Annotated in this window: 21 protein-coding genes and 6 tRNA genes; 13 read left to right on the top strand and 14 right to left on the bottom strand. The window is 69.9% G+C overall.

Features of this window, described 5'->3' with window-relative positions:
• Nucleotide 1: 1 nt before the first annotated feature.
• From ACIBO2_RS41910 to ACIBO2_RS41935, 6 genes are read right to left on the bottom strand one after another with little or no spacing between them, the layout of a single operon-like run.
• Nucleotides 2–1,939 carry an NPCBM/NEW2 domain-containing protein gene (locus tag ACIBO2_RS41910; protein WP_397303958.1) on the bottom strand — a complete coding sequence of 646 codons (1,938 nt, stop codon included), beginning with the start codon at nucleotides 1,937–1,939 and terminating at the stop codon, nucleotides 2–4.
• Between the two features lie 10 nt (nucleotides 1,940–1,949).
• The gene (locus tag ACIBO2_RS41915) at nucleotides 1,950–3,494 is read right to left on the bottom strand and encodes an alkaline phosphatase D family protein (protein WP_397303959.1); all 1,545 of its coding nucleotides are present in this window, start codon (nucleotides 3,492–3,494) and stop codon (nucleotides 1,950–1,952) included.
• Nucleotides 3,491–4,813 carry an ABC transporter substrate-binding protein gene (locus ACIBO2_RS41920; RefSeq protein WP_397303960.1) on the bottom strand — a complete coding sequence of 441 codons (1,323 nt, stop codon included), beginning with the start codon at nucleotides 4,811–4,813 and terminating at the stop codon, nucleotides 3,491–3,493. The genes ACIBO2_RS41915 and ACIBO2_RS41920 overlap by 4 nt, the downstream gene beginning before the upstream one ends.
• 10 nt (nucleotides 4,814–4,823) lie before the next feature.
• Complete coding sequence (locus ACIBO2_RS41925; protein ID WP_397303961.1) at nucleotides 4,824–5,633, bottom strand: carbohydrate ABC transporter permease; 810 nt, start codon at nucleotides 5,631–5,633, stop codon at nucleotides 4,824–4,826.
• Nucleotides 5,634–5,641: 8 nt separating this feature from the next.
• Nucleotides 5,642–6,532, bottom strand: a complete 891-nt coding sequence (locus tag ACIBO2_RS41930) for a carbohydrate ABC transporter permease (protein ID WP_397303962.1) — start codon at nucleotides 6,530–6,532, stop codon at nucleotides 5,642–5,644.
• Nucleotides 6,529–7,863, bottom strand: coding sequence for a glycoside hydrolase family 36 protein (locus tag ACIBO2_RS41935; RefSeq protein WP_397303963.1), 1,335 nt, complete (start codon nucleotides 7,861–7,863; stop codon nucleotides 6,529–6,531). The genes ACIBO2_RS41930 and ACIBO2_RS41935 overlap by 4 nt, the downstream gene beginning before the upstream one ends.
• Nucleotides 7,864–8,029: 166 nt before the next feature.
• On the opposite strand from ACIBO2_RS41935, the gene ACIBO2_RS41940 reads away from it, so the two are divergent.
• On the top strand, nucleotides 8,030–9,181 hold the full coding sequence (locus tag ACIBO2_RS41940) for an ROK family protein (RefSeq protein ID WP_358549997.1): 1,152 nt from the start codon (nucleotides 8,030–8,032) through the stop codon (nucleotides 9,179–9,181).
• A 78-nt stretch (nucleotides 9,182–9,259) separates the two neighbouring features.
• Here the strand turns inward: ACIBO2_RS41940 and ACIBO2_RS41945 are convergent, their stop codons facing one another.
• Entirely contained in the window at nucleotides 9,260–10,189 is a 930-nt protein-coding gene (locus tag ACIBO2_RS41945) for a helix-turn-helix domain-containing protein (RefSeq protein ID WP_397304033.1), read from the bottom strand.
• Between the two features lie 34 nt (nucleotides 10,190–10,223).
• Here ACIBO2_RS41945 and ACIBO2_RS41950 point away from each other — a divergent pair, with 34 nt between their 5' ends.
• Entirely contained in the window at nucleotides 10,224–11,003 is a 780-nt protein-coding gene (locus ACIBO2_RS41950) for a phytanoyl-CoA dioxygenase family protein (RefSeq protein ID WP_358549995.1), read from the top strand.
• A gap of 48 nt (nucleotides 11,004–11,051) precedes the next feature.
• On the opposite strand, the gene dusB is transcribed toward ACIBO2_RS41950, so the two are convergent.
• The gene (dusB, locus tag ACIBO2_RS41955; protein ID WP_358549993.1) at nucleotides 11,052–12,161 is read right to left on the bottom strand and encodes a tRNA dihydrouridine synthase DusB; all 1,110 of its coding nucleotides are present in this window, start codon (nucleotides 12,159–12,161) and stop codon (nucleotides 11,052–11,054) included.
• An 81-nt stretch (nucleotides 12,162–12,242) separates the two neighbouring features.
• Between dusB and ACIBO2_RS41960 the strand changes: the two genes are divergently transcribed.
• The 5 genes from ACIBO2_RS41960 to ACIBO2_RS41980 all read left to right on the top strand — a co-directional run bounded on the left by ACIBO2_RS41960 (nucleotide 12,243) and on the right by ACIBO2_RS41980 (nucleotide 15,324).
• Nucleotides 12,243–12,878 (top strand): ACT domain-containing protein, encoded by a 636-nt coding sequence (locus ACIBO2_RS41960; protein ID WP_357959398.1) that lies wholly within the window; start codon nucleotides 12,243–12,245, stop codon nucleotides 12,876–12,878.
• 38 nt (nucleotides 12,879–12,916) lie between these two features.
• A tRNA-Gly gene (locus ACIBO2_RS41965) sits at nucleotides 12,917–12,988 on the top strand.
• A 14-nt stretch (nucleotides 12,989–13,002) separates the two neighbouring features.
• Nucleotides 13,003–13,076 (top strand) — tRNA-Cys (locus tag ACIBO2_RS41970).
• A gap of 1 nt (nucleotide 13,077) precedes the next feature.
• Nucleotides 13,078–13,152: transfer RNA gene (locus tag ACIBO2_RS41975), tRNA-Val, on the top strand.
• Nucleotides 13,153–14,085: 933 nt separating this feature from the next.
• Complete coding sequence (locus ACIBO2_RS41980; RefSeq protein ID WP_397303964.1) at nucleotides 14,086–15,324, top strand: hypothetical protein; 1,239 nt, start codon at nucleotides 14,086–14,088, stop codon at nucleotides 15,322–15,324.
• A gap of 244 nt (nucleotides 15,325–15,568) precedes the next feature.
• Here the strand turns inward: ACIBO2_RS41980 and ACIBO2_RS41985 are convergent, their stop codons facing one another.
• Nucleotides 15,569–16,450: a PhzF family phenazine biosynthesis protein gene (locus ACIBO2_RS41985; RefSeq protein WP_358549989.1), complete on the bottom strand. Its 882-nt coding sequence runs from the start codon at nucleotides 16,448–16,450 to the stop codon at nucleotides 15,569–15,571.
• A gap of 165 nt (nucleotides 16,451–16,615) precedes the next feature.
• Here ACIBO2_RS41985 and ACIBO2_RS41990 point away from each other — a divergent pair, with 165 nt between their 5' ends.
• Nucleotides 16,616–16,837, top strand: a complete 222-nt coding sequence (locus ACIBO2_RS41990) for a cold shock domain-containing protein (protein ID WP_358549987.1) — start codon at nucleotides 16,616–16,618, stop codon at nucleotides 16,835–16,837.
• A 52-nt stretch (nucleotides 16,838–16,889) separates the two neighbouring features.
• On the opposite strand, the gene ACIBO2_RS41995 is transcribed toward ACIBO2_RS41990, so the two are convergent.
• From ACIBO2_RS41995 to ACIBO2_RS42005, 3 genes are all read right to left on the bottom strand, one after another.
• Entirely contained in the window at nucleotides 16,890–19,901 is a 3,012-nt protein-coding gene (locus ACIBO2_RS41995; RefSeq protein WP_397303965.1) for a BRCT domain-containing protein, read from the bottom strand.
• Nucleotides 19,902–19,963: 62 nt separating this feature from the next.
• Entirely contained in the window at nucleotides 19,964–21,232 is a 1,269-nt protein-coding gene (locus ACIBO2_RS42000) for an FAD-dependent oxidoreductase (protein ID WP_397303966.1), read from the bottom strand.
• 52 nt (nucleotides 21,233–21,284) lie between these two features.
• Entirely contained in the window at nucleotides 21,285–21,527 is a 243-nt protein-coding gene (locus ACIBO2_RS42005; protein ID WP_397303967.1) for a hypothetical protein, read from the bottom strand.
• 136 nt (nucleotides 21,528–21,663) lie between these two features.
• Between ACIBO2_RS42005 and ACIBO2_RS42010 the strand changes: the two genes are divergently transcribed.
• The 4 genes from ACIBO2_RS42010 to ACIBO2_RS42025 all read left to right on the top strand — a co-directional run bounded on the left by ACIBO2_RS42010 (nucleotide 21,664) and on the right by ACIBO2_RS42025 (nucleotide 23,163).
• Nucleotides 21,664–22,581 (top strand): cation diffusion facilitator family transporter, encoded by a 918-nt coding sequence (locus ACIBO2_RS42010; RefSeq protein ID WP_358549983.1) that lies wholly within the window; start codon nucleotides 21,664–21,666, stop codon nucleotides 22,579–22,581.
• A gap of 353 nt (nucleotides 22,582–22,934) precedes the next feature.
• A tRNA-Met gene (locus tag ACIBO2_RS42015) sits at nucleotides 22,935–23,007 on the top strand.
• 4 nt (nucleotides 23,008–23,011) lie between these two features.
• Nucleotides 23,012–23,084: transfer RNA gene (locus ACIBO2_RS42020), tRNA-Arg, on the top strand.
• A gap of 2 nt (nucleotides 23,085–23,086) precedes the next feature.
• Nucleotides 23,087–23,163 (top strand) — tRNA-His (locus ACIBO2_RS42025).
• A gap of 8 nt (nucleotides 23,164–23,171) precedes the next feature.
• Here ACIBO2_RS42025 and ACIBO2_RS42030 read toward each other — a convergent pair.
• Both ACIBO2_RS42030 and ACIBO2_RS42035 read right to left on the bottom strand, forming a co-directional pair.
• Nucleotides 23,172–23,633, bottom strand: a complete 462-nt coding sequence (locus ACIBO2_RS42030) for an HAAS signaling domain-containing protein (RefSeq protein ID WP_397303968.1) — start codon at nucleotides 23,631–23,633, stop codon at nucleotides 23,172–23,174.
• Complete coding sequence (locus ACIBO2_RS42035) at nucleotides 23,630–23,971, bottom strand: PadR family transcriptional regulator (RefSeq protein WP_225301054.1); 342 nt, start codon at nucleotides 23,969–23,971, stop codon at nucleotides 23,630–23,632. Before ACIBO2_RS42035 ends, ACIBO2_RS42030 begins: the two co-directional genes overlap by 4 nt.
• A gap of 62 nt (nucleotides 23,972–24,033) precedes the next feature.
• Between ACIBO2_RS42035 and ACIBO2_RS42040 the strand changes: the two genes are divergently transcribed.
• Complete coding sequence (locus tag ACIBO2_RS42040) at nucleotides 24,034–25,380, top strand: amidase (protein WP_397303969.1); 1,347 nt, start codon at nucleotides 24,034–24,036, stop codon at nucleotides 25,378–25,380.

The raw sequence follows: 25,380 nt of genomic DNA on the forward strand, positions 1-25,380 counted from the left end.
TCTACTGGCAGGTGATGGAGGCGTCGGCGAAGTCGGCGTGGTCCGACGTCGCGTTGTCGCCACCGTTGGTCGCGACCAGCCGGACGTAGGTGGCGCCCTTCACGGACGCGGTGACCTTCCTGGCGGGTTGCGCGCCGGTGACGATGCCCGAGTGGGCGACCCGGCCGCCGTCGGCCCATACTTCGAGGTCGGCCGAGCCCGCCTGGCCCACCTCGTCGTCGATCCCGGCCTGGAACTCGACGGTCGAACAGCGGCCGGCGGTGTAGAACTCGATGTCGGCGGGCGCGTGAGTACCGAGCCCCTTGGCGTACGTGACCCCCTCGATGGTGATCGGCTTGCCGTCTCCGGCGGCCTTCTCGCCGTTGCTGGTGTCCTTCTCGACCGGGCCGAAGTAGTTGGCGACGCGGGTCCAGGGCAGGTCGCTCAGGTACGTCCGGCCGGAGCCGGGCGCCCGCGCGACCTTGACGACGGCGGTGGCCGCGGCCTTGGCGGCGGTGGCCGTGACCTCATAGTCCTTGAGCTCGGCGCCGGCGGGCGGCGTGACCGCCCACTTCACGGTGAACGCCTCGCCGCCGTCCAGCCGCCCGGTCCTGGTGGCCGTGCGCGCCCTGGCCCGCCACCCTTCAGGTACGGCCAGCGCCACCTCGACATCCCGCAGCCGGTCCGTAGCCCCGGTGTTGGTGACCCTGGTGACGACCTCCCGCTCCTTGCCCGGCTCCAGCACGGACGGGTGATCGTCGCCCAGGAGTCCCGGGTCCACCTCCACCAGCACGGCGGGCGGGGCCTTCTCCCGGCTATGGCTCACCCGGTAGAGCACGGACCCGTGGGCGGGCACCTGGGCCGCCAGGTCGCCCTCCGTGGTCGTGACCGCGCCGGTCCACAGCTCCTCGACGCGGTAGCGGGCGGGCTTGAGCTTGGTGGAGATCGTCGCCGCCCGGTCGCTCTCGTTGAACAGCAGGATCGCCTGGTCCCCGTTCGCCAGGGGCTTGGACAGCACGTGGTACCAGCCGTCGGAGGTCACGAACCGGCCCGGCACGCCCAGCGCGTCCTGGTCGACGGCGATCACCTTGGGGTTGGCGACGATCGCCGGCGGCGCCTTGGCCGGGTCGGCCTGGAGGATGAGCGGGGCGGCGCCGACGGCCCAGAGGCTGATCTGGGTGCGGTACTCGGCGTCGGTCATGCCGCCCCGGCCCGCCTGGACCAGGTCGGGGTCCGCCCAGCTGCCCGGACCCGCGTACTGGACCCTGAGCTGGTTGGTCTCCCAGACGTCGACCATGGTCGCGTAGCTGTCGGGCAGGGGCTTGTTGTAGACGTTGGTCCGCCAGGTGGTGGCCTTCGCCTCCTTGCCCCACAGCCACGGCACGGTGCTGCCGTCCTCGTTGTTCATCGCGAACTCGATCGCGTCGCCGAGCGCCTGACGCATGCGCGGGTAGAGGGTCTGGGCGATCTGCTGGACGTTCTGGCCGGGGAAGTCGGCGGCGGGGACGTTGCACCAGTCGTACTTGACGTAGTCGACGCCCCAGCCTTTGACCTGCTCGGCGTCGGCGGCCTCGCTCTTGTAGGAGCCGGCGCCGCCGCCGGAGCACGCCTTGGTGCCCGCCGACAGGCTCAGGCCGAGCTTGAGCCCCTTGCCGTGCAGGTAGTCGGCCAGCGCCTTGACGCCGGAGGGGAAGCGGGTGGCGTCGGGGGCCAGGGCGCCGCCCGAACGCTGGGCGGCCAGCCAGCAGTCGTCCAGGATGACGTGGTCGTAGCCGGCCGGGGCGAGCGCGGCCAGGGCGTCGGCCGCCTGCCGTACGGACGCCTCCGAGACCGAGCAGCCGAGCGTACGGCTGCTCCAGCCCATCGGCGGCCCTTGCGGGGCGGCGTCGGCGTTGCCCGGTAACGGGATGAAGGGCAGGGTGATGAGGGCCGCCGCGAGGGCGGCCGTGGTTGTGCGCATGGGGGTCCCGTCAGGCTGGGTGGAGCGCCGGGTCGCCGGGCTCGATGACGAAGGAGCCGGAGGTGTAGGCGGGGGCGTAGGGCTCGGTGACGCGCGACAGCGAGCGGAAGTCGACCTTCATCTCCCGCTCGGTGAGCTTGGCCCGCACGTAGCCGCGGCGGCCGTTGAAGAACTTGACGTGCGGGTTCTCCTCGAGCAGGACCTGCGTGTTCGGGTACTCGTCCAGGCCGTTGCCGGCGCTGGTGACCGAGGTGGTGACGAGCTCGACGGCGACCGACTTGGAGGCGGGGTCCTGGTAGTCGCGCTTGATCTCGCCCGCCCAGTGGGAGTGCACGTCGCCGGTGAGCACGACGCCGTTGCGCTTGTAGTCGTCGATGGCGGCGGCCAGGCGGTTGCGGGAGGCGACGTAGCCGTCCCAGCCCTCGTTGGAGTAGCCCTTGCCCTCGCCGTTGGTCCAGTCCATCTCCATGAAGAAGACCTGCTGGCCGAGCAGATCCCAGGTGGCCTTCGAGCCGTGCAGCTCCCCGTCGAGCCAGGATTCCTGGGCGGCGCCGAGGATGGTCCGGTTGGGGGCGAAGCGCTCCAGGCAGTCGGCGCCGACAGTGCCGCTCTTGCCGGTGCAGGGGTAGATGTCGCGATATTGACGGGTGTCTAACAGGTGCAGGTTGGCGATCGCGCCCCAGCGGATGCTCCGATACAGCTTCAGCGCCGCCCCGTCCGGCTTCTGGGCGCGGCGCAGCGGCATGTTCTCGTAGTACGCCTGGAAGGCGGCCGCCCGGCGGGCGAGGAAGGGCGGGTCGGGCTGCTCGGGCACGTCGCCGGCCCAGGCGTTCTCGATGTCGTGGTCGTCCCACACCACCACCCAGGGGGCGATGGCGTGGGCCAGCTGAGACTCCGGGTCGGCCTTGTGCTGGGCGTGCCTGAGCCGGTATCCGGCCAGGTCGAAGCACTCTCCCCCGGCCTGGTCGCGCACCGGGTACTTGTAGTCGCCGTACTCGTAGATGTAGTCGCCGAGGAAGGCGATCAGGTCGGGCTGGTCCTCGGCCATCCTGCGGTAGGGGGTGAACCAGCCGGTCTGGTAGTCGGCGCAGGAGGTGAACGACAGGTTGAGCGCGCGGCTGCGCGTGCCGCGGGCGGGGCTGGTCAGGGTGCGGCCGAGCGGGGAGATCTCGCCGGCGGCCTTGAAGCGGTAGAAGTACTCGGTGCCGGGGTTCAGGCCGTCGAGCTCGACATGGACGCTGTGGGCGGCCTCGGGCCGGGCGAGGTCGGCGCCGCGCCGTACGACGTGGCGGAAGTTCTCGTCCTTGGCGAGCTGCCATTCGACCGGGACCGGACGCGACGGCATGCCGCCGAGCCCGTCGAGGGCCACGGGGTCCATGGCCAGGCGGGTCCACAGGACCACGCCGTCGGGGGCCGGCTCGCCGGAGGCGACGCCGAGCTGGAAGGGGTCGGAGATCGGGGCACGGCGGGCCGCCGCGCGCACGGGTGAGGCACCCAGTGCGGCGGTCAGTCCCAGTCCGGCGCCCCCAGCGAGGAGTGAGCGCCGGCTGATCATTTGACGGTCGCGTTCCCTTCCGTGACGGCCTGGTCCGCGGCCTGCTTGGGGTCGAGCTTGCCGAGGTACATCTCGTTGAAGATCTGGTTGAGCTTGGTCTCGAAGCCGGTGAACCCGGTGGTGACGGGCAGCGGGAACGTGGTGCCCTTCGACTCCTCGACGAACGGCGAGACGTCGATCTTCTTCTTCTGCCAGTAGTCGACGTAGCCCTGGGTGAGGCCGTTGAGCGCGGGGAAGATGTAGCCGTCGGCGGCCATCAGTTTCTGCGGCTCCTCGCTGCCGAGGTAGGCGGCCAGCTTCATGGCCTCCTGGGGGTGCTTGCTCTTGGCGTACACGGCCTCCGACAGGCCGTTGAGGTTGACCGCGCGGCCGGCCGGGCCCTCGGGCATGAGGGCGACGCCCATCTCGAAGTTCGCCTCCGGCGCGACGTAGGGCAGCAGCGCGTTGTTGGCGGGGAACATCGCCACCTCGCCCGCCTTGAACATGTCGGTGGCCTTGCCGGTCGGCGGGTTCGTCTGGGTCGCGGGCGGCGAGACGTGATACTTGTTCACCAGGTCGACGCCGAACCGCAGGGCCTGCACGGAGGCGTCGTCGTTGAAGGCGTACTTGCCGAACGGCTGGTCGAGCAGCTTGCCGCCGTTGGAGTTGATCCAGTTCATCCACTGGGTCTGGTAGTGGTTCCAGGACGCGAAGCCGTAGGTCTTGACCTTGGCCGGGTCGAAGCCGGGGTCCTCGGGGTGTTTGCCGGCCTCGTCCACGGTCAGCTTGCGCGCGATCTCCAGGAAGGTGCCGGAGCCGTCGGGCTTCCAGGTGAGAGTGGCCGGCATCTCGACACCGGCCTTCTTGAACAGCTCCTTGTTGTAAAGCAGGCCGACGATGCCCCAGTCCTTGGGCACCCCATACAGCTTGTCCTGGTAGGTAAACGTCCCGACCACTGTTGGATGAAATTTCGTGGCATCGAGCTTGAGGGGCGACATGTCGGCCAGGACGCCCTTGGTGACGAACTCGGGGAACTGCGACGGCGTCATCCAGAACACGTCCGGCGCCGTACCGGCCACCGCGTCGGCGGTGAGCTTGGTCCAGTACTCGTCGTACGGCATCAGCTCGATCTTGACGTCGATGTCGGGGTTGGCCTTCTCGAAGGCCGCCATGACCTTGTCGTAGCCCACCTTCTGCTGGTCGTCCCAGAGCCGGTAGGTCAAGGTGACCTTGCCGCCGGTTTCATCGCCGCCGCCCGAGCCGCAGGCGGTCAGGGTGAGCGCGGCGGCGGCCAGCAGTGTCACGGCATGGCGGAGCTCGCGTATGCGGGGGGATCGCATATGACCTCTCTTACTTGAGGCCGGTGAGGACCACCGACCGGACGATGTACTTCTGGAAGAAGATGAAGATCGCGATCATCGGCACCAGCGCGATCAGCCCGCCGGCCATGATCAGGTTGTAGTCCACGCCGATGCCGACGTTGAGGGTGGCGAGGGCGATCGTCATGACCTTGGTGTCGTCTCCGCTGGTGATGATCAGCGGCCAGATGAAGCTGTTCCACGACGAGATCACCGTGATGATCGTCAGCGTGCCGATCGCGGGGCGGCACAGCGGCAGCAGGATCCGGGTGAGGATCTTCAGCGGGCCCGCGCCGTCGATCCGCGCCGCCTCTTCGAGCCCGGCGGGCAGGCCGCGGAAGAACTGCCGCATCAGGAAGATCCCGTACGGGGTGCCCAGAATGTACGGCGCGAGCAGGCCGTACCACGTGTTGACCAGGCCGAGCTCCCGCATGATCAGGAACAGCGGGATCATCGTGACGGCGCTGGGCACCATCATCGTGGCCACGTACAGCCAGAAGAGCACCTCGCGCCCGCGAAAACGCAGCCGCGCGAACGCGTAGGCGGCGAACGTGGTGAAGACCAGCTGGCCCAGCGTGAGCAGCGCGGTCATCACCACCGTGTTGAGCAGGTAGCGGGGAAACTCTCCCCCGAGGAGCTTGGTCAGGTTGGCGGTGGTGGGCGGCAGGCCGGGCACCCACGGCTCGGTCGAGTTGAGCTGGCCCTGGGTCTTGAAGGCGGTCAGCACCACGAGCAGATAGGGGAAGACGGCGACGAAGGCGCCCAGGGTGAGCGTGGCGTAGAGCAGGATGCGCTTGGTCATGTCGTCCTTCAGCTCATGTCGTAGGTGGTGCGCTTGCCGAAGAACCTGACCTGCACCAGTGTCACGGCCAGGATGACCGCGAAGAGCAGCATCGACAGCGTCGAGGCGTAGCCGAAGTCGAACTCCCTGAACGCGGTGCCGAAGATCTTGAAGTTGATGACCTCGGTACTCTGGCTGGGCCCGCCGTTGGTCATCACGAAGACGGTGTCGAAGACCTGGAACGCGCCGATCAGGTTCGTCACCATGACGAAGAACATCGTGGGGTTGAGCAGCGGCAGCGTCACCCGCCAGAACCGCTGGCGCGGGGTGGCGCCGTCGGTGGCGGCCGCGTCGTAGAGCTCCCTCGGGATGCCCTGCAGCCCGGCCAGGAAGAACAGCATGTTGTAGCCGGTGTACTGCCAGACGTTGACCAGCGCGATGGCGGGCAGGGCCCAGGTGGCGTCCGACAGCCAGTCGGGGCCGGTGACGCCGATCACGGCCAGGGCGCTGTTGATCGCGCCGTCACGCGGGTCGAAGATCCAGTTCCAGACCAGGCCCATGACGATCGGGGTGGCCATCCACGGCACCACGAACAGCGAGCGGAACACCCTGACGCCCTTGATCCGCTGGTTGAGCAGCAGGGCCAGCACCAGCGCCAAGACCGTCTGCAGGGGGATGCAGAGCAGCACGTAGACGACGGTGATCCCGAGGGAGTGCCAGGACTCCCCGTCGCCGGCCAGGCGGCGGTAGTTGTCCAGCCCGGCGAAGGTCGGGGGCGACAGGAGCTCCCAGTGGAAGAAGCTCAGCACGAAGACGATGACCATCGGCAGCAGCAGGAAGGCCAGCACGCCCAGCAGGCTCGGGCCGATGAACAGGTAGGCGTGCCAGTCGCGCCCTCTCCGCCGCACGCTCCTCGTCACGACGGCTCCGTCGCGAGCAGCGGACGAAGGGGACGTGACGGCTCCGTCGTGGTGGGGATCATGAGGCGCCTGGTCGTCTCCAGGCCCCAGTCGTCGAGCGCCGCGATCGGGTCGCTGGAGCCGCGCAGGCCGCCGGTCGCCTCGATGTGGGCGGCCCACTCCTGCCTGGCCTCCACCTCGGGGCGCAGGATGATGCAGTCGGGGTCGTTCACCCACCAGCGGGCGTGCAGGAACTCGCGGGCCGCGCCGGTGAGCCGGGCGCCCAGCTGTGACGGCTGGCTGATGTCGCCCGACTTCGGGTGCAGCGTGGGCGCGATGTCCGGGCTGACCCGCATGATGTCGACCAGGCCGATGCTGGGCAGCATGGGCGCGCCGCAGCCGTGCAGGGTGGCGTCCGGGCCGGTGCCCTCGCGGATCAGCTCCAGCCCGCGCCGGTAGGCGGCGATCGGGCCGAGGTCCTCGTGCCTGCTGCCGGCCAGTGCCCCGGCGTAGATGAAGTCGAGTTTGAAGTGGGTGATGCCGTACGCGGCGAAGGTCCTGAACACCTCGACCAGGTGGGCGGCGGCATCCGGGTGGGTGACGTCGAGCACCGCCAGGTCCTGGTCCCACATGCGGCCCGCGTGGGCGCCGCCGACCAGCCAGTCGGGGTGCTCGCGGAAGATCCGGCTGCGGTGGCCGACCAGGAAGGGCGCGGTCCAGACGCCAGTACGCCGGCCCGCCTCTCCCAGGGCTTCCGCCACTTTTCGCAGCGAGCCGAAGCCGGGGCGCGGCTCCAGCCAGTCGCCGATCTCGGCCTCGTAGCCGTCATCGACGAGGAACATGTCGGCGCCCAGCCGGTTCCGCTCCGACAGGCGGAGGTTGTCCAGGACGTCGTCCTCGGTGACCTTGCCCCAGTAGCCGTACCAGGTGCACCACATGGGGGGTACGGCCGGAAACATCCGGGGCGCGTACCCCTCGGCCATGCCCGCTGCCCAGGTTTCCAGCGACTCGCCCGTCAGGTGGCGTACCGGCCCGTTCGCGCTCACGATCAGGCGCCCGCCCTCCTCGCGCGCCCGGATGGAGGGCACCTCCACGGGGCTCGGCGCGGACCACAGCTCCAGCGGCGCCCCGCCGCCGGGGTCGATCGCGAGCAGCCCCTCACCCTGGAACACCCCGGCGGGCACCGGCGTCTCGGGGCGGTAGCAGAGGATCTGGATGTTGTCGTCCGCGGGCCTGGGCGGGGTCTCGCCGAGGCGGTAGGCGCCGGTCGGGCTCCACGACTGCCACCCGTGCTCGAAGACCCGGGCCTGCCCTGGCTGATGGACGACCTCGCCCACGTCTGCGAACGACATCAGACCCTCAATTCCTGTTGATCTACTTACGAAGGAGCGCTTCATTAGTAGCACCAGGGGTTCGGGAGGGTCAATGCCCGATTCTGCGCGGAAGTGCGGGTGCTTAAGCAGAAGCGAACGCTGGCATAATGGCGAGTTACAGAGGACACCTACGTTAGGGGCGGCGATGGCGAACCTGCGCGGCGGCGACCTGTCCCGGCTCAGGCAGCTCAACTCGCTGACCGCGATACGGGCGCTGCGCGGCGCCGGACCGCTCACCCTCTCGGCGCTGGCCGAGCGGACGGGGCTGTCGCGGCCTTCCATGAAGGAGGTCGCGGACGAGCTCATGGAGCTGGGCTGGGTGGAGGAGGTGCCGCCTTCACCGGGCACGATGGGCAGGCCGGCCCGCCGTTACCGTTTCCGCGCGGACAGCGGCTGTCTGGTCGGGGTGGACATAGGCGGGCACAACGTACGGGCCGCGCTGTCCGACCTCGACGGCGAGATCCTGGCCGAGACCCGGCAGCCCGTCCTGCCGGACGCGCCGCTGGAGGAGCGCCTGGCCGCCATAGACCGCGCGGTCTCCGGCTGCCTGGCGCTCAGCGGCAGGTCGGCCGCGGACCTCTGGACGGTGGCCGTCGGCACCACGGGCGTGCTCACGCCGGAGGGCCGCATCGCGTTCTCGGCCGCGATCCCCGCCTGGACCGGCCTGGACCTGGCGGCCCAGCTGCGCGAGATGTTCCCGTGCCAGGTGCTGATCGAGAACGACAGCCGCCTGGCCGCACTCGCCGAAGCCCGCCGGGGCGCCGCACAGGGCGCTCGAGACGTGGTGTTCCTGCACGTCGGACGGCGCATGGGCACCGGCCTCATCATCGACGGCAAGGTGCACCGGGGCTTCGGCGCCGCCGCCGGCGAGATCGTCATGCTGCCGGAGGCCCGCTGGTACGACGCCCCCGAGCACCTCAACGCCTGCGAGGTCGTGCCGGAGGGCACCGCGCCCGAGGACGCCGCGGGCTATACGCTGGCGGCGGCCCGCGACGGCCACCCCGTCGCCCTGGCGGCGGTCAACCGCTACGTGGACGACCTCGCGGTGGGGACGGCGGCCATGGTGCTGGTGCTGGACCCGCAGATGGTGGTGCTGGGCGGCGGCTTCTCCCGCTCGGCCGACGTCCTGCTGGCGCCGCTGCGGGAGCGGCTGGAGCGGGCCTGCATGCGGATGCCGGAGGTACGCGCGTCCACGTTGGGGGACGAATGTGTGGTGATGGGCGCCATCGACTACGCCGCCGACCACCTGGACAGCGAACTGTTCACCTCCGACGCCCCGCTGACGCCGCTGCGCTGACGGCTCGCCATGGGCTCGTGGGCGCTCGGCTCGTCAGAGGTTGTCGGGCATTCGGGCGAAGGTGGGAGCGGCTGACTCTCAGACGTTCGGCCGTCGGAGACGGGAGCGGAAGTCGCGGGGCGGCATGCCGTACTCGTGGCTGAAGGCCCGGCTGAAGTGGAACGGGCTGACGAAGCCCGACGCCGCCGCGACCTGGCCGACGTCCATGTCCGTCACCTCCAGCAGCCGGGCCGCGTGCCGGATCCGCGCCCTCCGTACGGCCCGCATGGGCGGGTGGCCCGTCTCGGTCGTGAACAGGTGCGCGAACCGGGAGGGCGACAGGGCGACGGCCCTGGCCAGGGAGGCGACCGAATGGGGGGCGCCCGGTTCGGCGGCGATCAGGGCCAGCGCCCGGTGGACCCGCGCGTCACCGGGCTCCTCGGCGCGCCGGGCGTCGCCGACCGGCCGCGCGGCGGCGGTGGCCAGCACGATCACCTCCTCGACGGCGTTCAGCACCAGCTCACGGGCGGGCCCGGAGACGGCGACAGCGGGCGCGTACTCGCGCGCGAGTAGAGCAGCAGGCGCCTGCGCTCCTAGGGAACGGACTGCGGGTGGAAGCCAGCGGGCGTTTCTGGCGGCACGGCCGAAAGCCTCGTCGATCTGGGCGCGGGCCGGCTCGGGCACGCCTTCGACCAGGTGGCAGCCCGGGGCCCGGGCGTGCTCGGCGAGCCAGCCCAGCCAGGCCGGGCGCGGCTGGAAGTGCGCCCACCAGAAGCGCCACCGCTCCGCCCCCGGCGCGACCCGGTAGTGCTGCGCGGCGTCGGCCCCGAGCACCACCAGATCCCCCGGCCCGGCCGTGAACGACACCCCCGCCTGCTCGACCAGCCCCGCCCCGTCCTGGGTCCACATGAGCAGCCAGCTCGGCGAGCCGCTGACGCGCCGCGTGGCGTACCCGGGGCGGTTGTCGAAGTGGCCCACGATCGTCAGCTCCGCAGCAGGAACAGACATCTCCTCAGCGGTCACAGGCATACCGTTCACCGGTCCGGCTCCTTAGCGTGAAGGTATGAGGCTGACAGATTTTCATGATCGAGGGTTCGTCCTGGTGCCCGGTCTTCTGGCCGCGGATGAGGTGGTGGAGCTGCGGGAGGAGTTCATGGCGCTGCACGCCCGGGGTCCGATCCCGGGTCACTTCTCCCCCAAGCCGCAGGACCCCGGCCAACCGTACGACATCCTGCGCGACTACCCGCGCGTCATGCACCCCCACCAGGTGAACGACGTCGCGCTACGGTACCTCCTCGACGCCCGGATCGCCGCCGTGCTCCGCGACCTGCTCGGCGAGGAGCCGATAGCAGCCCAGAGCATGTTCTACTTCAAGCCGCCCGGCGCGCGCGGGCAGGCGCTGCATCAGGACAACTTCTACTTGCGGGTCGAGCCGGGCACGTGTGTGGCCGCCTGGGTGGCGCTGGACCGCGTCGACCGGGCCAACGGCGGCCTGGAGGTGGTGCCCGGCACGCACCTGATGGACCTGTTCTGTCCCGAGGAGGCCGACAACGACGTCTCCTTCACCAAGGACTACGTCCCCCCGCCGCCGGGCCTGGAGCGGGTGCCGGTGGACATGGATCCGGGCGACGTGCTGTTCTTCAACGGCAGCCTGGTCCACGGCTCCGAGCCGAACAGCACGGCCGACCGGTTCAGGCGCAGCTTCATCTGCCATTACGCGGGCCGCTCGGCCGAACGGATCTCCGCCTACTACCCGACGCTCACGATGTCGGGCGACCCGGTCCAGCTCCAGCCCGCCACCGGCGGCGGCCCTTGCGGCACAGAGGCGGCAGGCCCGCACTAGGCCAGCCCGCGCCTCGCGCTTGGACGGCGAGATTCCTGAGCCAGGAGGTCAGCCGCCGGATATATCGGACTCGGCGTCAGAAGGCACGACGCAATCCCACGGGTCGTCCAGCCAGCCGTCCGGCAGCAGCACCTTGCCGCGCTCTCCCGACTTGCCGCGCGGGGTGTCGGTGTTGGGCGGCCACGGCTGGTCGTGCTCCAGCTTGGCCAGCCCCTCCCGCAGCCCGTCGAGCGACTCGGCGGTGGCCAGCTCGCGCCGCAGCTCGCCGCCGACCGTGAACCCCTTCAGATACCAGCCGACGTGCTTGCGGAAGTCGGCGATCGCGAAACGCTCGATGTCGAAGCACTCGGTGAGCCCCTCGGCGTGCCTGGCCATCATCCCGGCCACCTCGCCGAGGCTCGGCCGTACCCGCTCCGGGCTGCCGTTGAAGGCGTTCTCCAGATCCCTGAACAGCCACGGCCGCCCCAGGCACCCGCGCCCGACCACCACCCCGTCGCAGCCGGTCCGCGCCACCATGCGCAACGCGTCGTCGGCGCACCAGATGTCGCCGTTGCCCAGCACCGGAACCTCCGGCACCGCCTCCTTCAGTCTAGCGATCGCCTCCCAGTCGGCCACGCCGCCGTAGTGCTGCTTGGCCGTACGCGCGTGCAGGGCGATCGCCGCGACCCCCTCCTCGACGGCGATCCGGCCGGCGTCGAGGTAGGTGAGGTGATCGTCGTCGATGCCCTTGCGCATCTTCATCGTGACGGGCAGCGGGCCGGCGTTCGCCACCGCCTCACGCAGGATCCGCCGCAGCAGATTCCTCTTGTACGGCAGCGCGGAGCCGCCGCCGCGCCTGGTGACCTTGGGCACGGGGCAGCCGAAGTTCAGGTCGATGTGGTCGGCCAGGTCCTCTTCGGCGATCATCTTGGCCGCGCGCCCCACGGTGTCGGGGTCGACGCCGTACAGCTGAATGCTCCTGGGCCGCTCCGACTCCGCGAACCTGATCATCCTGAACGTCTTGGGGTTACGCTCCACCAGCGCCCGCGTGGTGATCATCTCGCACACGAACAACCCGGCGCCCTGCTCGCGGCAGAGCACCCTGAACGCCGCGTTGGTGATGCCCGCCATCGGCGCCAGAACGACCGGCGGCCACACCCCTATCGGTCCAATCTTCACTCAGTCAGTTGTAGCGCAGGTCAGGCCGCGACGGGTATTCGCGGATAGTCTGTGAACTGGCATCTAGTGGGGAGGGGACGGATGCTTCTGCGAGTACGCATCGCACTGCCCGACCGGCCGGGTTCGCTGGCCCAGATCACCCGGGTCCTCGGCACTGTCGGCGCTGACATCACCCAGTTCACCGTTCTCGACAGGGGCGCCGGCCGCGCCGTGGACGACATCACGGTCTTCTGCCCCGACGGCACTCCCAAGCAGACCCTGCTCAAGAGCCTGCAGAGCGTCGCCGACGTGGCGGTGGAAGGCATCTGGACCACCCGAGAGGCCCCGGGCACCTACCCGGAGCTGGAGATCCTCAAATACATCACCACGGCGGGCGACAGGGCGCTGACCACCCTGGTCGACTCACTTCCGGTGCTGTTCAGCGCCGACTGGGCCGCCACCGCCGCCGAGCGCGGCGTCATCTACGCCAGCTGGCGCGCGCCGCAGCAGGTGACGCTGCCGAAGGACGTACCATCTCGCCCGATGGCCCTCACGCTCGACGACGGCCTGCACGTCATCCACGCCCCACTACCGCCGCTGGCCCTCACCCTGCTCCTGGCCAGGAGCGACGGCCCGGCCTTCCACCGCATCGAGGTGCACCGCCTCACCCGCATCCTGGAGATCTTCCTCAGCCTGCCCGCGACGGAACGGAGCGTGGCCCGCCAGCTCCGCAAGTGAGCATCCGGTCAGAAAACCCGCTAGAGTTATGGGGCAACGCGGAAGTGGCTCAGTGGTAGAGCATCACCTTGCCAAGGTGAGGGTCGCGGGTTCGAATCCCGTCTTCCGCTCGGATGGGCGACTCGGTGGAGTGGCCGAGAGGCGAGGCAGCGGCCTGCAAAGCCGTCCACACGGGTTCAAATCCCGTCTCCACCTCCAAGGACGATTAGCTCAGCGGGAGAGCACTTCCCTGACACGGAAGGGGTCACTGGTTCAATCCCAGTATCGTCCACCACGCTTCAGCGCAAGACCTGGTCAAACAGGAGTTATAGCCCCAGCTTGCGGCACCTGCCGGGAGTCTGGGGCTTTTTGCTGTTCCGGGTTGATTGTGGCTGAGATCAGCACGACGGACAGGCGCGCCGAGATTCAGCTCTACCGAGACTCCGCCATCCTGAAGCACTGCGCTGACGCATTCTCGGCTCTGTGGGACCTGGCCATCCCGCACCGCGGCTACCGGTCCGCCTGACAGCGTTCCGCCCTTGTCCGAACAAGACCAAGTACAAGCTGCCCTACTGTGTGCCGCGGCCTTCGAGGCCGTCTGGGAACGCGGCATCGACCACGTGGACTACCAGCCCGTCTGATCTCCCACCTGTCTACTTCGCCTTCCGCCTCTTCATGGACTAGTACATGAGTTGCCGAACTCGCCCGTCCCGGGCAGCACGTCAAGCACGGCGCTTCAGCGCGCTACGTGCGGAAGCATGTGTTGCAGACGGTAGCCCGCATGGTAGTGATCCTGGCGGGGCCGGAGCAGGGTCTGTCCGCGCCGGACGGATGCGGAGTGCCGCTCGTCGCGGCGCCGAACAAAGGTCCCGACGGGAGTGACGGGCGCTCACGGAGCGGCCCGCAGTGACGCGTGATCCGAACGCTTGCTGGGATGCTGCGAATACTGGAAAACCGCCCCGTTACGGCCACCTTGTGCTGCTCTTGCCGCGCTTTCATACTGGCGTGTGGATCTGGGGGTGATCTTCTGCGGCGCACCGCGACCGATACTGACGCACCACCCGCGCCGCCGCCACCGCCTGGCTTGCCCGACCCGTCCTCTCACAGCGCGCCGATCATCGGCCAGCGCCGTCCTCCAAGAGAAGGAGTCGTGACCATGACCATGCTGACCTACACCCTCCTCACCCATCCGGCCCCGCTGGAGGCGTCAGCGACCGGGCCGGGAACGGTGTACCTGGTCGTCGCCAACACCGGGAAGGAACCGGTGGACTGGACCACGATCAAGGTACAGGTGCCCGCCGGCCCCGGTGGCGACGACCTCACCTCGAACATCACCAAGATCGTGCCCACGGTCAAATACGTCCCCAAATCGGGCACTCCCCCGCAGGTGACCGTCAAGCGGCAGGACGACGTCTTCCACGCCACCGGCTCGGCTGGTTCCCAGTTCAAGCGCGGCGACTACATGGTGCTGACGCTGGAGAACGTCCCCGTCGCTCCCATGGCCGGGGTGGCCGTGCTGATGGTGACCGAGAGCAGCAAAACCCCGAGCGCGAAGAAGACGAGCGACAAGTTCGTGCCGATGGCGCTGGTGAAGACCGCTCCAAAGGAGACTCCGGCGCCGCGCAACTTCCGTCCGGAAAAGTCAATGGTGGACGCTGGAACAGACGTTGTCCTGCTCTGGGACGGATCCAATGACTTCGACTACAAGATTGTCCTGCCAGACGGGGCCGAGGAAGCCGCCAGCCAGGGCAAGTGGTCACCGAAGGCCAAAACCGCTCCGAAACGGGACGCCACCTACATCCTCGTCGCCACCTCCCGCAGCACGCCCACGCGGAAACACTTCCTCACCACGACCGTTCAGGTGCGCAATCCCGTCCTGGAAACCGTGACGGCCGACAAGGCCATCGTCAACGGGGTCACTACTCCGTGGGTGCAAGGTCCGAACGACAACGACGGAAGTATCTCCCTTTCCCCGGGCGGGCTTAACGTGTGGCGCCTGCGCGGCTCTCAGGATCGGGGGACCGTGTGGGCCGCCAAGGCCGACGTCAACGGTGTGAACACCGAATGGGTGCAGGGAAGAAACGCCGACGACGGATGGATCAGCTTCCCGAAGAGCGGGCTGAACGTGTACCAGAACGGGAGCCAAAACTGGGGAACCGTGACGGCCGACAAGGGCCTCTTCAACAGCGTGACCACCCTTTGGGCAGGAGGGCCGAACAGCGGCGACGGGGGCATCACCTTTCCCGAGGGCGGGGTGCTCGTATGGCGCACGGTCGGCCGCTCGGAATGGGGAACGGTGTTCGCCGACACGGCCGAAGCGAACGGTGTGAAGACTTATAAGGTGGTGGGAAAAAACGCGGACGGTGGATGGATCACCTTCCCGTCTGGCGGGATGAACGTGCACCAGGCTCACGCCAGGTGGGGGGTCGTGGGAGCCCTGAGGTTCGGCGTCCGCAGTAATGACTAGGAGCCGCTGCTTCTACGCGCCGTACATCCACCGTCAGGTCCTCACCGCCGTCATCGTCGAGGCAGGACGGGCTGAACGTGTACGGGAGTAGGGAAGTGGCACTGGACAGAGGTCCGCTCCTCGTAGTCGCCAGCCGCTGAACGGGCTGGGGCGCGGGCCTAGAAAGCGGCCAAGTTGATTGCTGGAATGTGACGATCATCGCTGACCGCCCAGTCCGATTTCGGGTGTCGGCTGCGGGCCGCATTCACTCGGGGAGCGCGCGCAGGGTGCCGGTGGCGACCATCGCTACTCCTCCCCCGACGGTGACCCGTTCCACGGCGTCGGGCCTTCCGTAGGCGGTGATGGCGATCCTGCTGGGCCGTCCGGTGAAGCGGCCCTGCGCCAGCGACAGTTCCTGGCCATCGCGGGCCCGGCCGTGCCGCATCAGGTAGGCGGCCACGCAACCGGCCGCGCTGCCGGTCGCGACGTCTTCGAGCACACCGTCGTTGTTCCAGTGCCGGCCCTCAATGGCGTCCGCGTCGAGGACGTAGACGTACTGCGCGCCGAGCCCGCCGAGGAAGCCCTCGAAGTCCGGGTGCGTGATGCGGGCTCGGGCGAGCACGTCAGCGTCGCGCACCGGTACGACGAGATAGCGCAGGCCCGTGGAGATGATCTCCGGCGGCAAGGTGTCGTCGAGGTCGGCGGCGGTGAGGCCCAGCGCCGCGGCAACCGGCTCCCGGGGGACGGTCGGCGGCAGGAGTTCGGGTCGTCCCTGGTCCAGCAAGGCCGAGACCTGGCCGGCGGTGTAACCACGCGTGGTGACGTCGACGTTCCTGGCGCCGAGCGCGAAACTCCAGTGCCGCTCCTCGCCGTACGCGGCCCCTGCGCGTTCATGGAGTACGGCCGCCGCGCCCAGCACGGGATGCCCGGCGAAGTCGAGCTCCCCCATCAGGTCGAAGACCCGCGCGTGGACGACATCCGGCGCATCGGTGGTCCGAACGAAGATCGTCTCGAAATGCCGGAGCTCCTGGGTCAGCCTCGCCATCTGGCTCTCGCCGAGCGGCGGAGGGTCGACGAAGACGGCGAGGCTGTTGCCGGTGAAGGGGCGATCGGAGAAAACGTCCACGTGGTGGTAGCCGGTAGCCATGCGACCAGCCTAGGAGCGGCGCGCCGGCACCGACACCGATCAGGCCCTCAACAGCCTGGAACGTCTCCTGCGGCGGGCGGCCGCCACAGATACGCCGGTGAGCCCGTGATGCGGCTTCATGACGTGCGGTCGGCCGTCGCGTCCTTTCGCTGCCACACTGGGATCATGGCTCGTGGCACGGTGAAGTTCTGGAAGGCCGAGAAAGGCTGGGGGGCGATCTCCTCCGCCGACCTCCCCGCCGGGCGTGGTGACGCTTTCGCGCACTTCAGCGAGGTCGTCGGCGACGGCTTCCGGGAGCTCCAGCAGGGCGATGTCGTGGAGTTCGACATCGAGGAAGGGCAGCAGGACAGCTTCCAGTTCCGCGCCCTCAACGTCCGCAGGCTGTGACGTCTCCCAGCCGTATGATCGGCCGAGGGCGGGCGCCCGCCGGTGCACCCGGTCACCATACGTCCACGTCCACGCCGATCGCGATGGTCCACAGGGCGCTGAAGGCGACCCAGGTACGCGTGTTGCTGTCCAGCCCATAGTTGCCGGCCTCACCCGTCCCGGGCAGCAGGTCGAGCACGGCGCTGACATGGCCGTACTCCGCGGCCTTCCGGGCGACATGTGCGGACTCGCGGCGCTTCGCCGCCTTGGGGAGTTTGGCGAGCCCGGCGTGCTGGGCGGTGAGATCGGTCAGCTGGTCGTCGGTCGGGCCGGCGGGCCTGCCGTCGGCCGCGATCCGTTCGGCCATCGGCAGGTGGTCCGACACCCAACTCCAGTTGATGTCGCCCCACAGCCGGAGCAGATCCGGCTGCCCGTTGACCATGAGCGCGCGGGCCGCCGTCCAGTCGTCGAACCAGCGCACGCCGTATTCGTGCCGCTTGTTCGGGTCGTTCGGCTCGCTGCGCTCCCCGATCAGCTCGCGTACCAGCTCGCTCTCGCCCCGCCTGAGCAGGCAGACCAGCCAGGGCACACCGTGGTACCGGCCCCCCGGTGTGCCGGCGCCCGCGTCCAGCACGGCGCGGGCCTCCTGCTCCCGGCCGCACTCGGTGAGCGCCCAGACCAGCGGCAGGCGGACCTCCCAGTTCGAACGGTGGGCCTCGGCGGCCTCGCGTGCGGCGGCGAACCACCGCTCGGCGCGTTCATGCCGCCCCAGGACCGCGCAGGCCCCGGCGACCGCCGCCAGGTCCGCCCCATCGCTCAGCTCCGCGAGATCGTCGTCGGCGTAGGGGAAGACGGCGGCGGCCTCAGCGTCGAAACCGGCCGCGCCGAGCGCGAGCGCGACCCGCGCCAGGTGTCCGAGACGTAGCCGGTGCTCCGGCATCGCGAGGGCCAGGTCGCGGGCTTCGGCGGCCTCGCCCCGCCGGGCGCGGATCATCGCGAGCTGCTGGAACGTGTCGACGATCCAGTCCCCGTAAACGACCGAATGCTCAACGGTCAGGTCGACGAGCGTGCCCAGCACCACCGTGATCAGATCGGTGACGGTGGCGGTGTCGGGCGGCGGCCATGTCCCCGTCGCCTTCGCCGTGCTGCCACGTCCCCGGAACGGCGCCAGCAGCAGCTCGGTCTCCGGCGAGGCCGCCCCCACTCCCGCGCGGGCGGCGTCGGGGAAGACGCTCTGGTCGCCCCAATGGAACGGCCAGGCGAAGCGGCGGTCGACGGTCCAGCAGAGCCGGCCGTCGAGATCGTCGTCCCGGCCGGGAGGCGCGATGACCGTGCCGTCCTCGAACGCCACCGCCCAGGTGTCCTCGTCCAGCGCGAACGTCGGGTCGAGCCGGAGCCGGTCGCCGAGGTCACGACCGGCCAGGAAGAGCGGGCGACGGGCGGCCGGGGCGTGGTGGAAGGGGTGGTCGGCCATGATCTCGCCGGTCTCGGGGCGCAGGAACCGTACCGCGTGCGCGCCGATCGCGATCAGCACGTCGTCGGCGGGCCATTCCAGGCCGAAGCCGTACTCCCATTGGCCGACGGTATGCCGGACGCCGTCCAGGACACGAGGCCGTTCGGGGAGTTCGCCGAGCGACCAGATCTCGATCCGCCCCTCGCCGGTGACACAGGCGGCCCGCTCGCCGTCCGGCGACCAGGCCCACGATCGGGCGTCCCAGCCGCGCGGGTTGGAGGTGGCCGCCTGTACGTTCAGGTCGTACTGGTGCTCGCCAGTCGCCCCGTCGATGATTCCGACGGTCCCACCGGCCGGGTCCACCACCGCCAGCCGGCCGCCCGGCCCCCAGCAAAGGACGTCGGCGCCCGGGTAGCCCGGAAGCTCCGCCGTGGTCCCACCCGTCAGCGCGTCGGCGATGACGAGCATTTCACCGCGCTGGTAGGCCAGGAGCCGTTCGTCCAGGCTCCACTCGGGCGGTGGCGCGTCCTGATCCTCTTCCAGGTTCAGAGTCCAGGAGACCTGTCGCTTCGCCACGTCGAGCGAGATCGCCGCGTACGCGTTCCCCGCCTCCCCGTAGACCCGGGAACCGTCGCGCGACCAGAACGCCCGGCCGAGGATGAACTCGGGCTCGTCGCTCCAGGATTCCCGCGATGGTGCGCCGAACTCGATCGGCTCCGTTCCCTCTGGGTGGGCGTCCGGTGGCCCGGCGACCGAGCCCTCGTGCATCGCCACGATGACGTTGCGCAGGAAGTCCGACTCGCCTCCGTAGACGAACGCGCGCCTGCCCTCGGGGGCGAAGGCCATGCCCAGCGGCCTGCCGGAGCCGAGGAAGAAGGCGTTGGCGATCGGCTCGCGGGCGGTGCCGAACGGGTCCCACACGCCGGTCGCGTTGGTGTTGTACTCCAGCGCGATCCGCCTGCCATCCGCCGACCACTGGAGGCTGCGGCTGTAGTTCTCGAAGCCGATGCCGCCCATGATGCCGTCGATCGCGTGGACGCAGCGGCCGGTGGCGACCTCGAAGACCTGCAGGACCCCGCCTTGGTCGTAGTCTTCGCCGGTCCAGCTGCCGACCGCGAGGTGGCGGCCGTCCGGGCTCAGTGCGTGGCCGTTCAACTGGCCGTGGTGCACGTCGGAGTGGCGCAGCGCGGCACCCGCGTCGCGGAGCCGGGCGGTCGCGAGGCGATGCGCGTCGGTGACGCCGTGGGCGCGTTCCAGAGCGTGGAGGGCGTCCCGCAGCGGTACGGTGTCGCGCTCCGGGCAGAACGCGGACCAGTCGGCGTTCTTGAGGATGTCGAGTGCCTCGCCGGGTCCCACTGGCTCGTCCAGGACGCCGGTGAATGGCGGGCGGGTGCCGGGCTCCCGGCCTTCCAGCACGGCCAGCAGCGCGTCCTCGTCGTAGATCGGAACGCCGCGCACCGCCGCCGGACCCGCCTTGGCGCCCGACTTCTCCCCGGCGAAGACCAGGTCCGTCTTCGCCGAGACCGACGCGGTCACCTTCGCGCCCAACAGCTCCAGGCCGTGCTTGGCCTCATCCTTCGATACCCGGCTGAACCGCCCGGCCAGCACGATCGTGCTGCCACTGATGATCATGCCAAGCGACCGTAACGGATATGACCGACACTTCGCCCCTTGTTCGTGACGTCCGCTCCCTTTCAGCGCGACAGTCGCCCGAGCCAGCCGAACATCCTGCCCAGCAGGCCGCCGCCGGACCCCGCGGCCGCCGCCTCCGAGGCACGGACCGCGGCGAAGCCGTACTCGGTCATCCGCCGCTCGTAGTCGCCGATCACGTCGGCCGGCGGCCCGCCCGCGGCCACCGCGCGGCACAGCAGCGCGGCGTCCAGCAGCGCGCAGTTAGCTCCTGAGCCCTGGGCCGGGCTCATCGCGTGGGCGGCGTCGCCCAGGACGGTGACGTTCGTCGGCTCCCAGGCTTCGATGGGCGTGGAGCTCCTGATGGGGACGTAGAAGGTCTGGTCCGCCTCGGCGGCCGCGACGAGCGCCATCAGGTCGGGATGCCAGCCGGTGATCCGCTCCCGCACCAGCTCGTGCAGGCGGGCGCCGCCCGCCGCCGACAGTTCGGCGTCGGTGCCGGGCAGCCCGGCCGAGGGTACGGCCAGCGCCCACATCACGTAGTCACCCGCCCAGCTCAGGCTCAGGCCGGGCCAGAGCCTCGCGGCTGCCTCGGCGGGATCCTCGCGCAGTCGTACCAGGCCGAGCGCCATGCCGGCCCGTCTCGACCGCACCGACATGAAACCGTCGGTCAGCCGGGGCGGTAGCAGCTCGGCCACGCGATCGTCCAGCCGCGTCTTGCCGTAGACGCACCTGGTGCCCAGGTCTCTGATCTCCAGGTGCGGCAGGTACTGCCTGCGCACCCGGGAGCCGACACCGTCGGCACCCACTAGCAGGTCGCCGACCGCGCTGGTGCCGTCGGCGAACCAGGCGCGCACCCGTTCGCCCTCGTGCTCGTAGTGGGTGAACTCGGCGCCGAAGTGGACCACGTCGTCCAGCCCCGCCAGGAGGACCTGGCGCAGAGTCATCCGGTCGACCGCGGCGCTGAACGTCTTGGGGTCCTCCCCTGCCGACACGCCGTCGAACTGGACGGCGTGCAGCTCCCGCAGCCGCTCGTTCACGATCGTGACCCGGCGGCTGGGCAGCCCGGCCGTGGCGACGAACAGCTCGTACAGGCGGGGCGGCAGGCACTCGTGCAGCCCGCCCGCCCCACGGGAGTCCAGGTGGATGCGGTAGCCCTGTGGACGGTGGTCCAGCGAGGGGTCGCGCTCATAGAGCGCCACCTCGATCCCGGCGGCGCGCAGCCCATGGGCCGCGCACAGGCCGCCGAGGCCGCCTCCGATGATCACGACCTGCGGCGGCGCTTCCGGCATCGGCACGCACTCCTGTCGCTGGTGGACGGGGGTTGGACGCAAGACCCGAATGATCGTAACGAGGTTTCCCGCAGGACGACGTCGAATGCCGCGCTCACCGTACGGACGCCGAGACGGCTCGCCCGAACAAGGTGAGCACATCGCGGACGAGTTCTGCTCTTCCGCGACGAAGAGGCGGACTGCCGCGCCGTATGCGTCGCTCGCCGACCTGGAAGCGCTGGATGCTGGCCGCCACCGCCCGGTGCAGGCACGCGCCCCGCGCCCAGTCGGGGTCGCCGTCGGCGTGCCGCCGCTCGGCCTCCGCCACCCAGGCGGTGAAGTCGGCACCCTTTTTCATGGCATTCACCGTACGAACGGATTGTGGGCAAAACCTGCGGGTGATCGTCGAGGTTTTGTGCAGATTGCCCGCCAGGGCCGCAGGGTCGTGGATCGCGGAATGTCAAGATTGCCGCCACCTGGGTAGAGGGGGCCGCATGAGCGGCGACGGATCACATCAGGCGACTCTCGCGGCGCTGGCCGCCAACGTGGGAGTCGCGGCCACCAAGTTCGTGGCCTTCTTCTTCACCGGCTCCTCGGCGATGCTCGCCGAGGGCATCCATTCCATCGCCGACACCGGTAACCAGGGCCTGCTCATGCTCGGCCGACGGCGGGCCAAGCGGGAACCGAGCGCCGACCACCCCTTCGGCTATGGGCGCGAGCGCTACTTCTACGGCTTCCTGGTGTCGCTCGTGCTGTTCTTCGGGGGCGGGCTGTTCGCCCTGTACGAGGGGTACGAGAAGATCACCCACCCGCATCCGCTGGAGAGCTGGCCGTGGGCGGTCGGGGTTCTGGTGGCGGCGATCGTCATGGAGTCGCTCTCGCTGCGGACCGCCGTACGCAACTCGAACCGGGTGCGTGATGGCCGGTCGTGGGCCGGGTTCATCCGCGACGCGAAGGCGCCCGAACTGCCGGTGGTGCTGCTGGAGGACACGGCGGCGCTGGCCGGGCTGGTGTTCGCGCTCGTCGGCGTCGGGCTGACGGTGCTCACCGGCAACTCCGCCTTCGACGGCCTCGGCTCGATCGCCATCGGGCTGCTGCTGGTCGCGGTGGCGGTGACGCTGGCCAGGGAGACCAAGAGCATGATCATCGGTGAGGCGGCCACGCCCGCCGTTCAGGACGCCATCGAGAAGGTTTTGGACGGCGACCCGTCCATCCAGGCGTTCGCGCAGGTACGGACCCTGCACCTGGGGCCGGAGGACCTGCTGATCGCCGCCCGGGTGACGATGCACTCGTCGGGCGACGTGGACGGGGCCGCGCAGGCGCTGGCGGAGACGGAGCGGCGGATCAGGGAGCAGGTCTCGATCGCGTCGGCGGTGTACCTGCAGCCGACGCCGCCGGAGCGGGTGCCGTGAAAGCAGGTAGATGTGCCTCACCCACCTGGGCGACGACGAGTTGCGCGAGACTCTCAAGCGGCTCTGCCTGCGTCTGCTGCGCGTCTGAGGCCCAGCGAGCGGCGCTGCGCCTGCGAGCCGTTGCCGGCGTGGGCCGACGCACCGGCTCAGTGAATAAATGCGTTGCCCCACGATGATCTGTCCGGCATGCTTCTCGACATGAAGAACCTCAGCAGCGACGCGATGCGCCACGGTCATATGGTCCGCCATGGCCGTATGCCCTGGGGTCTTCGTCACTGACGTCACAGTCAGCGAGCCGCCGCCCAGGACCACACGGTCTGGGCGGTTTTTGTTTCCCCTAATGATTTCCCGACGGCGGGTGAGGGTGCTGGTGTGCCCGGCGGTTTCATAAGCCGCCCCAGGTGGGTTCGATCCCCACACCCGCTACCGGGCCTTCGTGGCGCAGTGGAGAGCGCGCCTGCTTGCGGAGCAGGAGGACGCCGGTTCGAATCCGGCCGAAGGCACTGCGGCCGATCCCGAAGCGAACGAGGGACCAAGTTGTGATCTTGGTGAAAGCGGGTTTGAGTCCCGTCGGCCGCCCCACGTCGGTGTCATCGAGAGGATGGGGAAACCTGCGCGGGCCCTCCGCTCTCCGAACTGGAGGCGAAGAAGGTCACCGCGCAGGCGCCCACCACGACCAGGATGACGACGAGTACGGACACCAGCACCAGCGCGAGCCTGCCCGGCGACCTCCGGGGCCGGACCGCGGATGGGCGGAGCATGGTCGCGGCGTGCGGAGAGGCGTGCGGGGAGGCGCCGGTCGAAGCGGTGGGGGCCGGTTCGCCCAGGTGGGCCTCCTCGGCGATGGCGGCGGGGTCGCCGAGCCGGTCGAGGATCGTGCGGATCCCGGCCTGGGTCGGCGGGTCCAGGTCGGCGCGGGCCACGGTGATGTGCTCGCGTAAGTCGGCGAGGAGGTCCTCGCGGCGCGCGGCGGACAGGCCGGCGGTCGCGTACGCGACCTCGGCCAGATAGTCCTCGACGAGCCGGTCCAAGGGATCCGTTGAGCGGTTCATGAGTTCTCCGTTCCGACGATGTGGTCCACGGCGTCGCGGAAGGCGGCCCATTCGGACCGGAAGTGCGCCAGCGCCGCCTTGCCGTTACTGGTCAGCCCGTAGTAGCGCCGGGGTGGACCGGTGGGTGACTCCTGCCAGGTGGTGGCCACCCAGCCGGTTCTGCGCAGCCGTGACAGCAGGGGATAGAGCGTTCCTTCGCTGGTCGTCAGGGCCGTCTCGGCGCCGAGCCGGCTGACCAGCTCCACGCCGTAGCGTTCCTCGTCTTCGAGCAGGGCCAGCACGCAGAACTCCAGGGTTCCGCGGCGAAGCGCCGTGGCGAGACCAGTCTGGCTTTCCATGCTCTGCATGCTACCTTGCGAAGCAAGGAACCATGCGCGGAATACCTCTACCGTGTGGTCCTATGCCGACACCCTCTGGTCGCTTCACCGGACGTACGATCGACGGCCTCGCACGCGACTTGCGCGACGGCCGGACCACCTCCACGGCGCTCGTCCAGTTGGCGCTCGACGCCATCGCCGAGCTCGACCCGCTGCTCAACGCGTTCATCACCGTGGACGCCGCCGGGGCGCGGGCCGCGGCGCGGCGCGCGGACGAGGAGCTGGCCGGGGGCGTCGACCGGGGGCCGCTGCACGGTGTGCCGGTCGGGGTGAAGGATCTCATCATGGTGGCCGGGCTGCCCGCGACCATGGGCTCGCGGCACTTCGCCGGTCATGTCGCGGTCGCCGACGCCGCCTGCGTGACCCGCCTGCGCCAGGCCGGCGCCGTCGTCGTCGGCAAGACGAACACCCACGAGTTCGCGTACGGTCCCACGGGTGATCGTTCCGCCGCCGGCCCGTCGCGCAATCCGTGGGAGCCCGCGCGCATGTCGGGCGGCTCCAGCGGCGGCAGCGCGGTAGCCGTGGCGGCGGGCATGGTCCCGCTGGCCCTCGGCACCGACACCGGTGGCTCGGTCCGCATTCCGGCGGCTTTATGCGGCGTCGCCGGTTTCAAGCCCGCGTACGGGGCGATCCCGGTCGACGGCGTCTTCCCCCTGGCGCAGACCTTCGACACCGTCGGCCTCCTCGCGGGCCACGAGCGGGACTGCCTGATCGCCTACCGGTCCCTCGTCCCCGACGGTGTCCAGAAGAACGACGGCTGGCCGGCGCGGGTCGCCTGGCTCGATCCCACCGGCGTGTTCGCCTGCGACCCGCAGGTGGCCCGTACGGTACGGCGGGCTGTGGAGGCGGGCACCGGCCCACTGGAGGAGCTCGCCTTTCCTGCCAAGGACGTGGACGAGCTGCGCGAGACCTTCACCGCCATTCAGAGCAGCGAGGCGGCGGCCGTACACGCCGACCGGCTGGCCGAGGCGCCCGAGCTGTTCGACCCCGAGCTGCTCGAACGCGTGCGCGGCGCCGCCGAGATGCCGGGCTGGAGATACGTACGGGCCATGCGGGCCCGCCCACGGCTCGCCGAGAGCGTCGGCGCGCTGTTCGAGCGGCATGACGTGCTCGCGATGCCGACCGTACCGCTCACCGCGCCGTTCCTCGGTCAGCGGGCGACCGAGCTGGACGGCGGGTCCGTCGCCGTGCGAGCCGCGCTGCTCGCCCTGACGAGCATGTGGAACGTGGTCGGTTTTCCGGCGCTGAGTGTCCCGGCCGGAACGGTGCGCGGCCTGCCGGTCGGGCTGCAGCTCGTCTGCCGTCCCGGTGGGGAGCACCTCCTGTTCGAAACCGCCCGGGCCACGCATGGAGGCCCGCCGCCCGGGTAG

Source organism: Nonomuraea sp. NPDC050022 (genome assembly GCF_044460705.1).
GTDB lineage: Bacteria > Actinomycetota > Actinomycetes > Streptosporangiales > Streptosporangiaceae > Nonomuraea.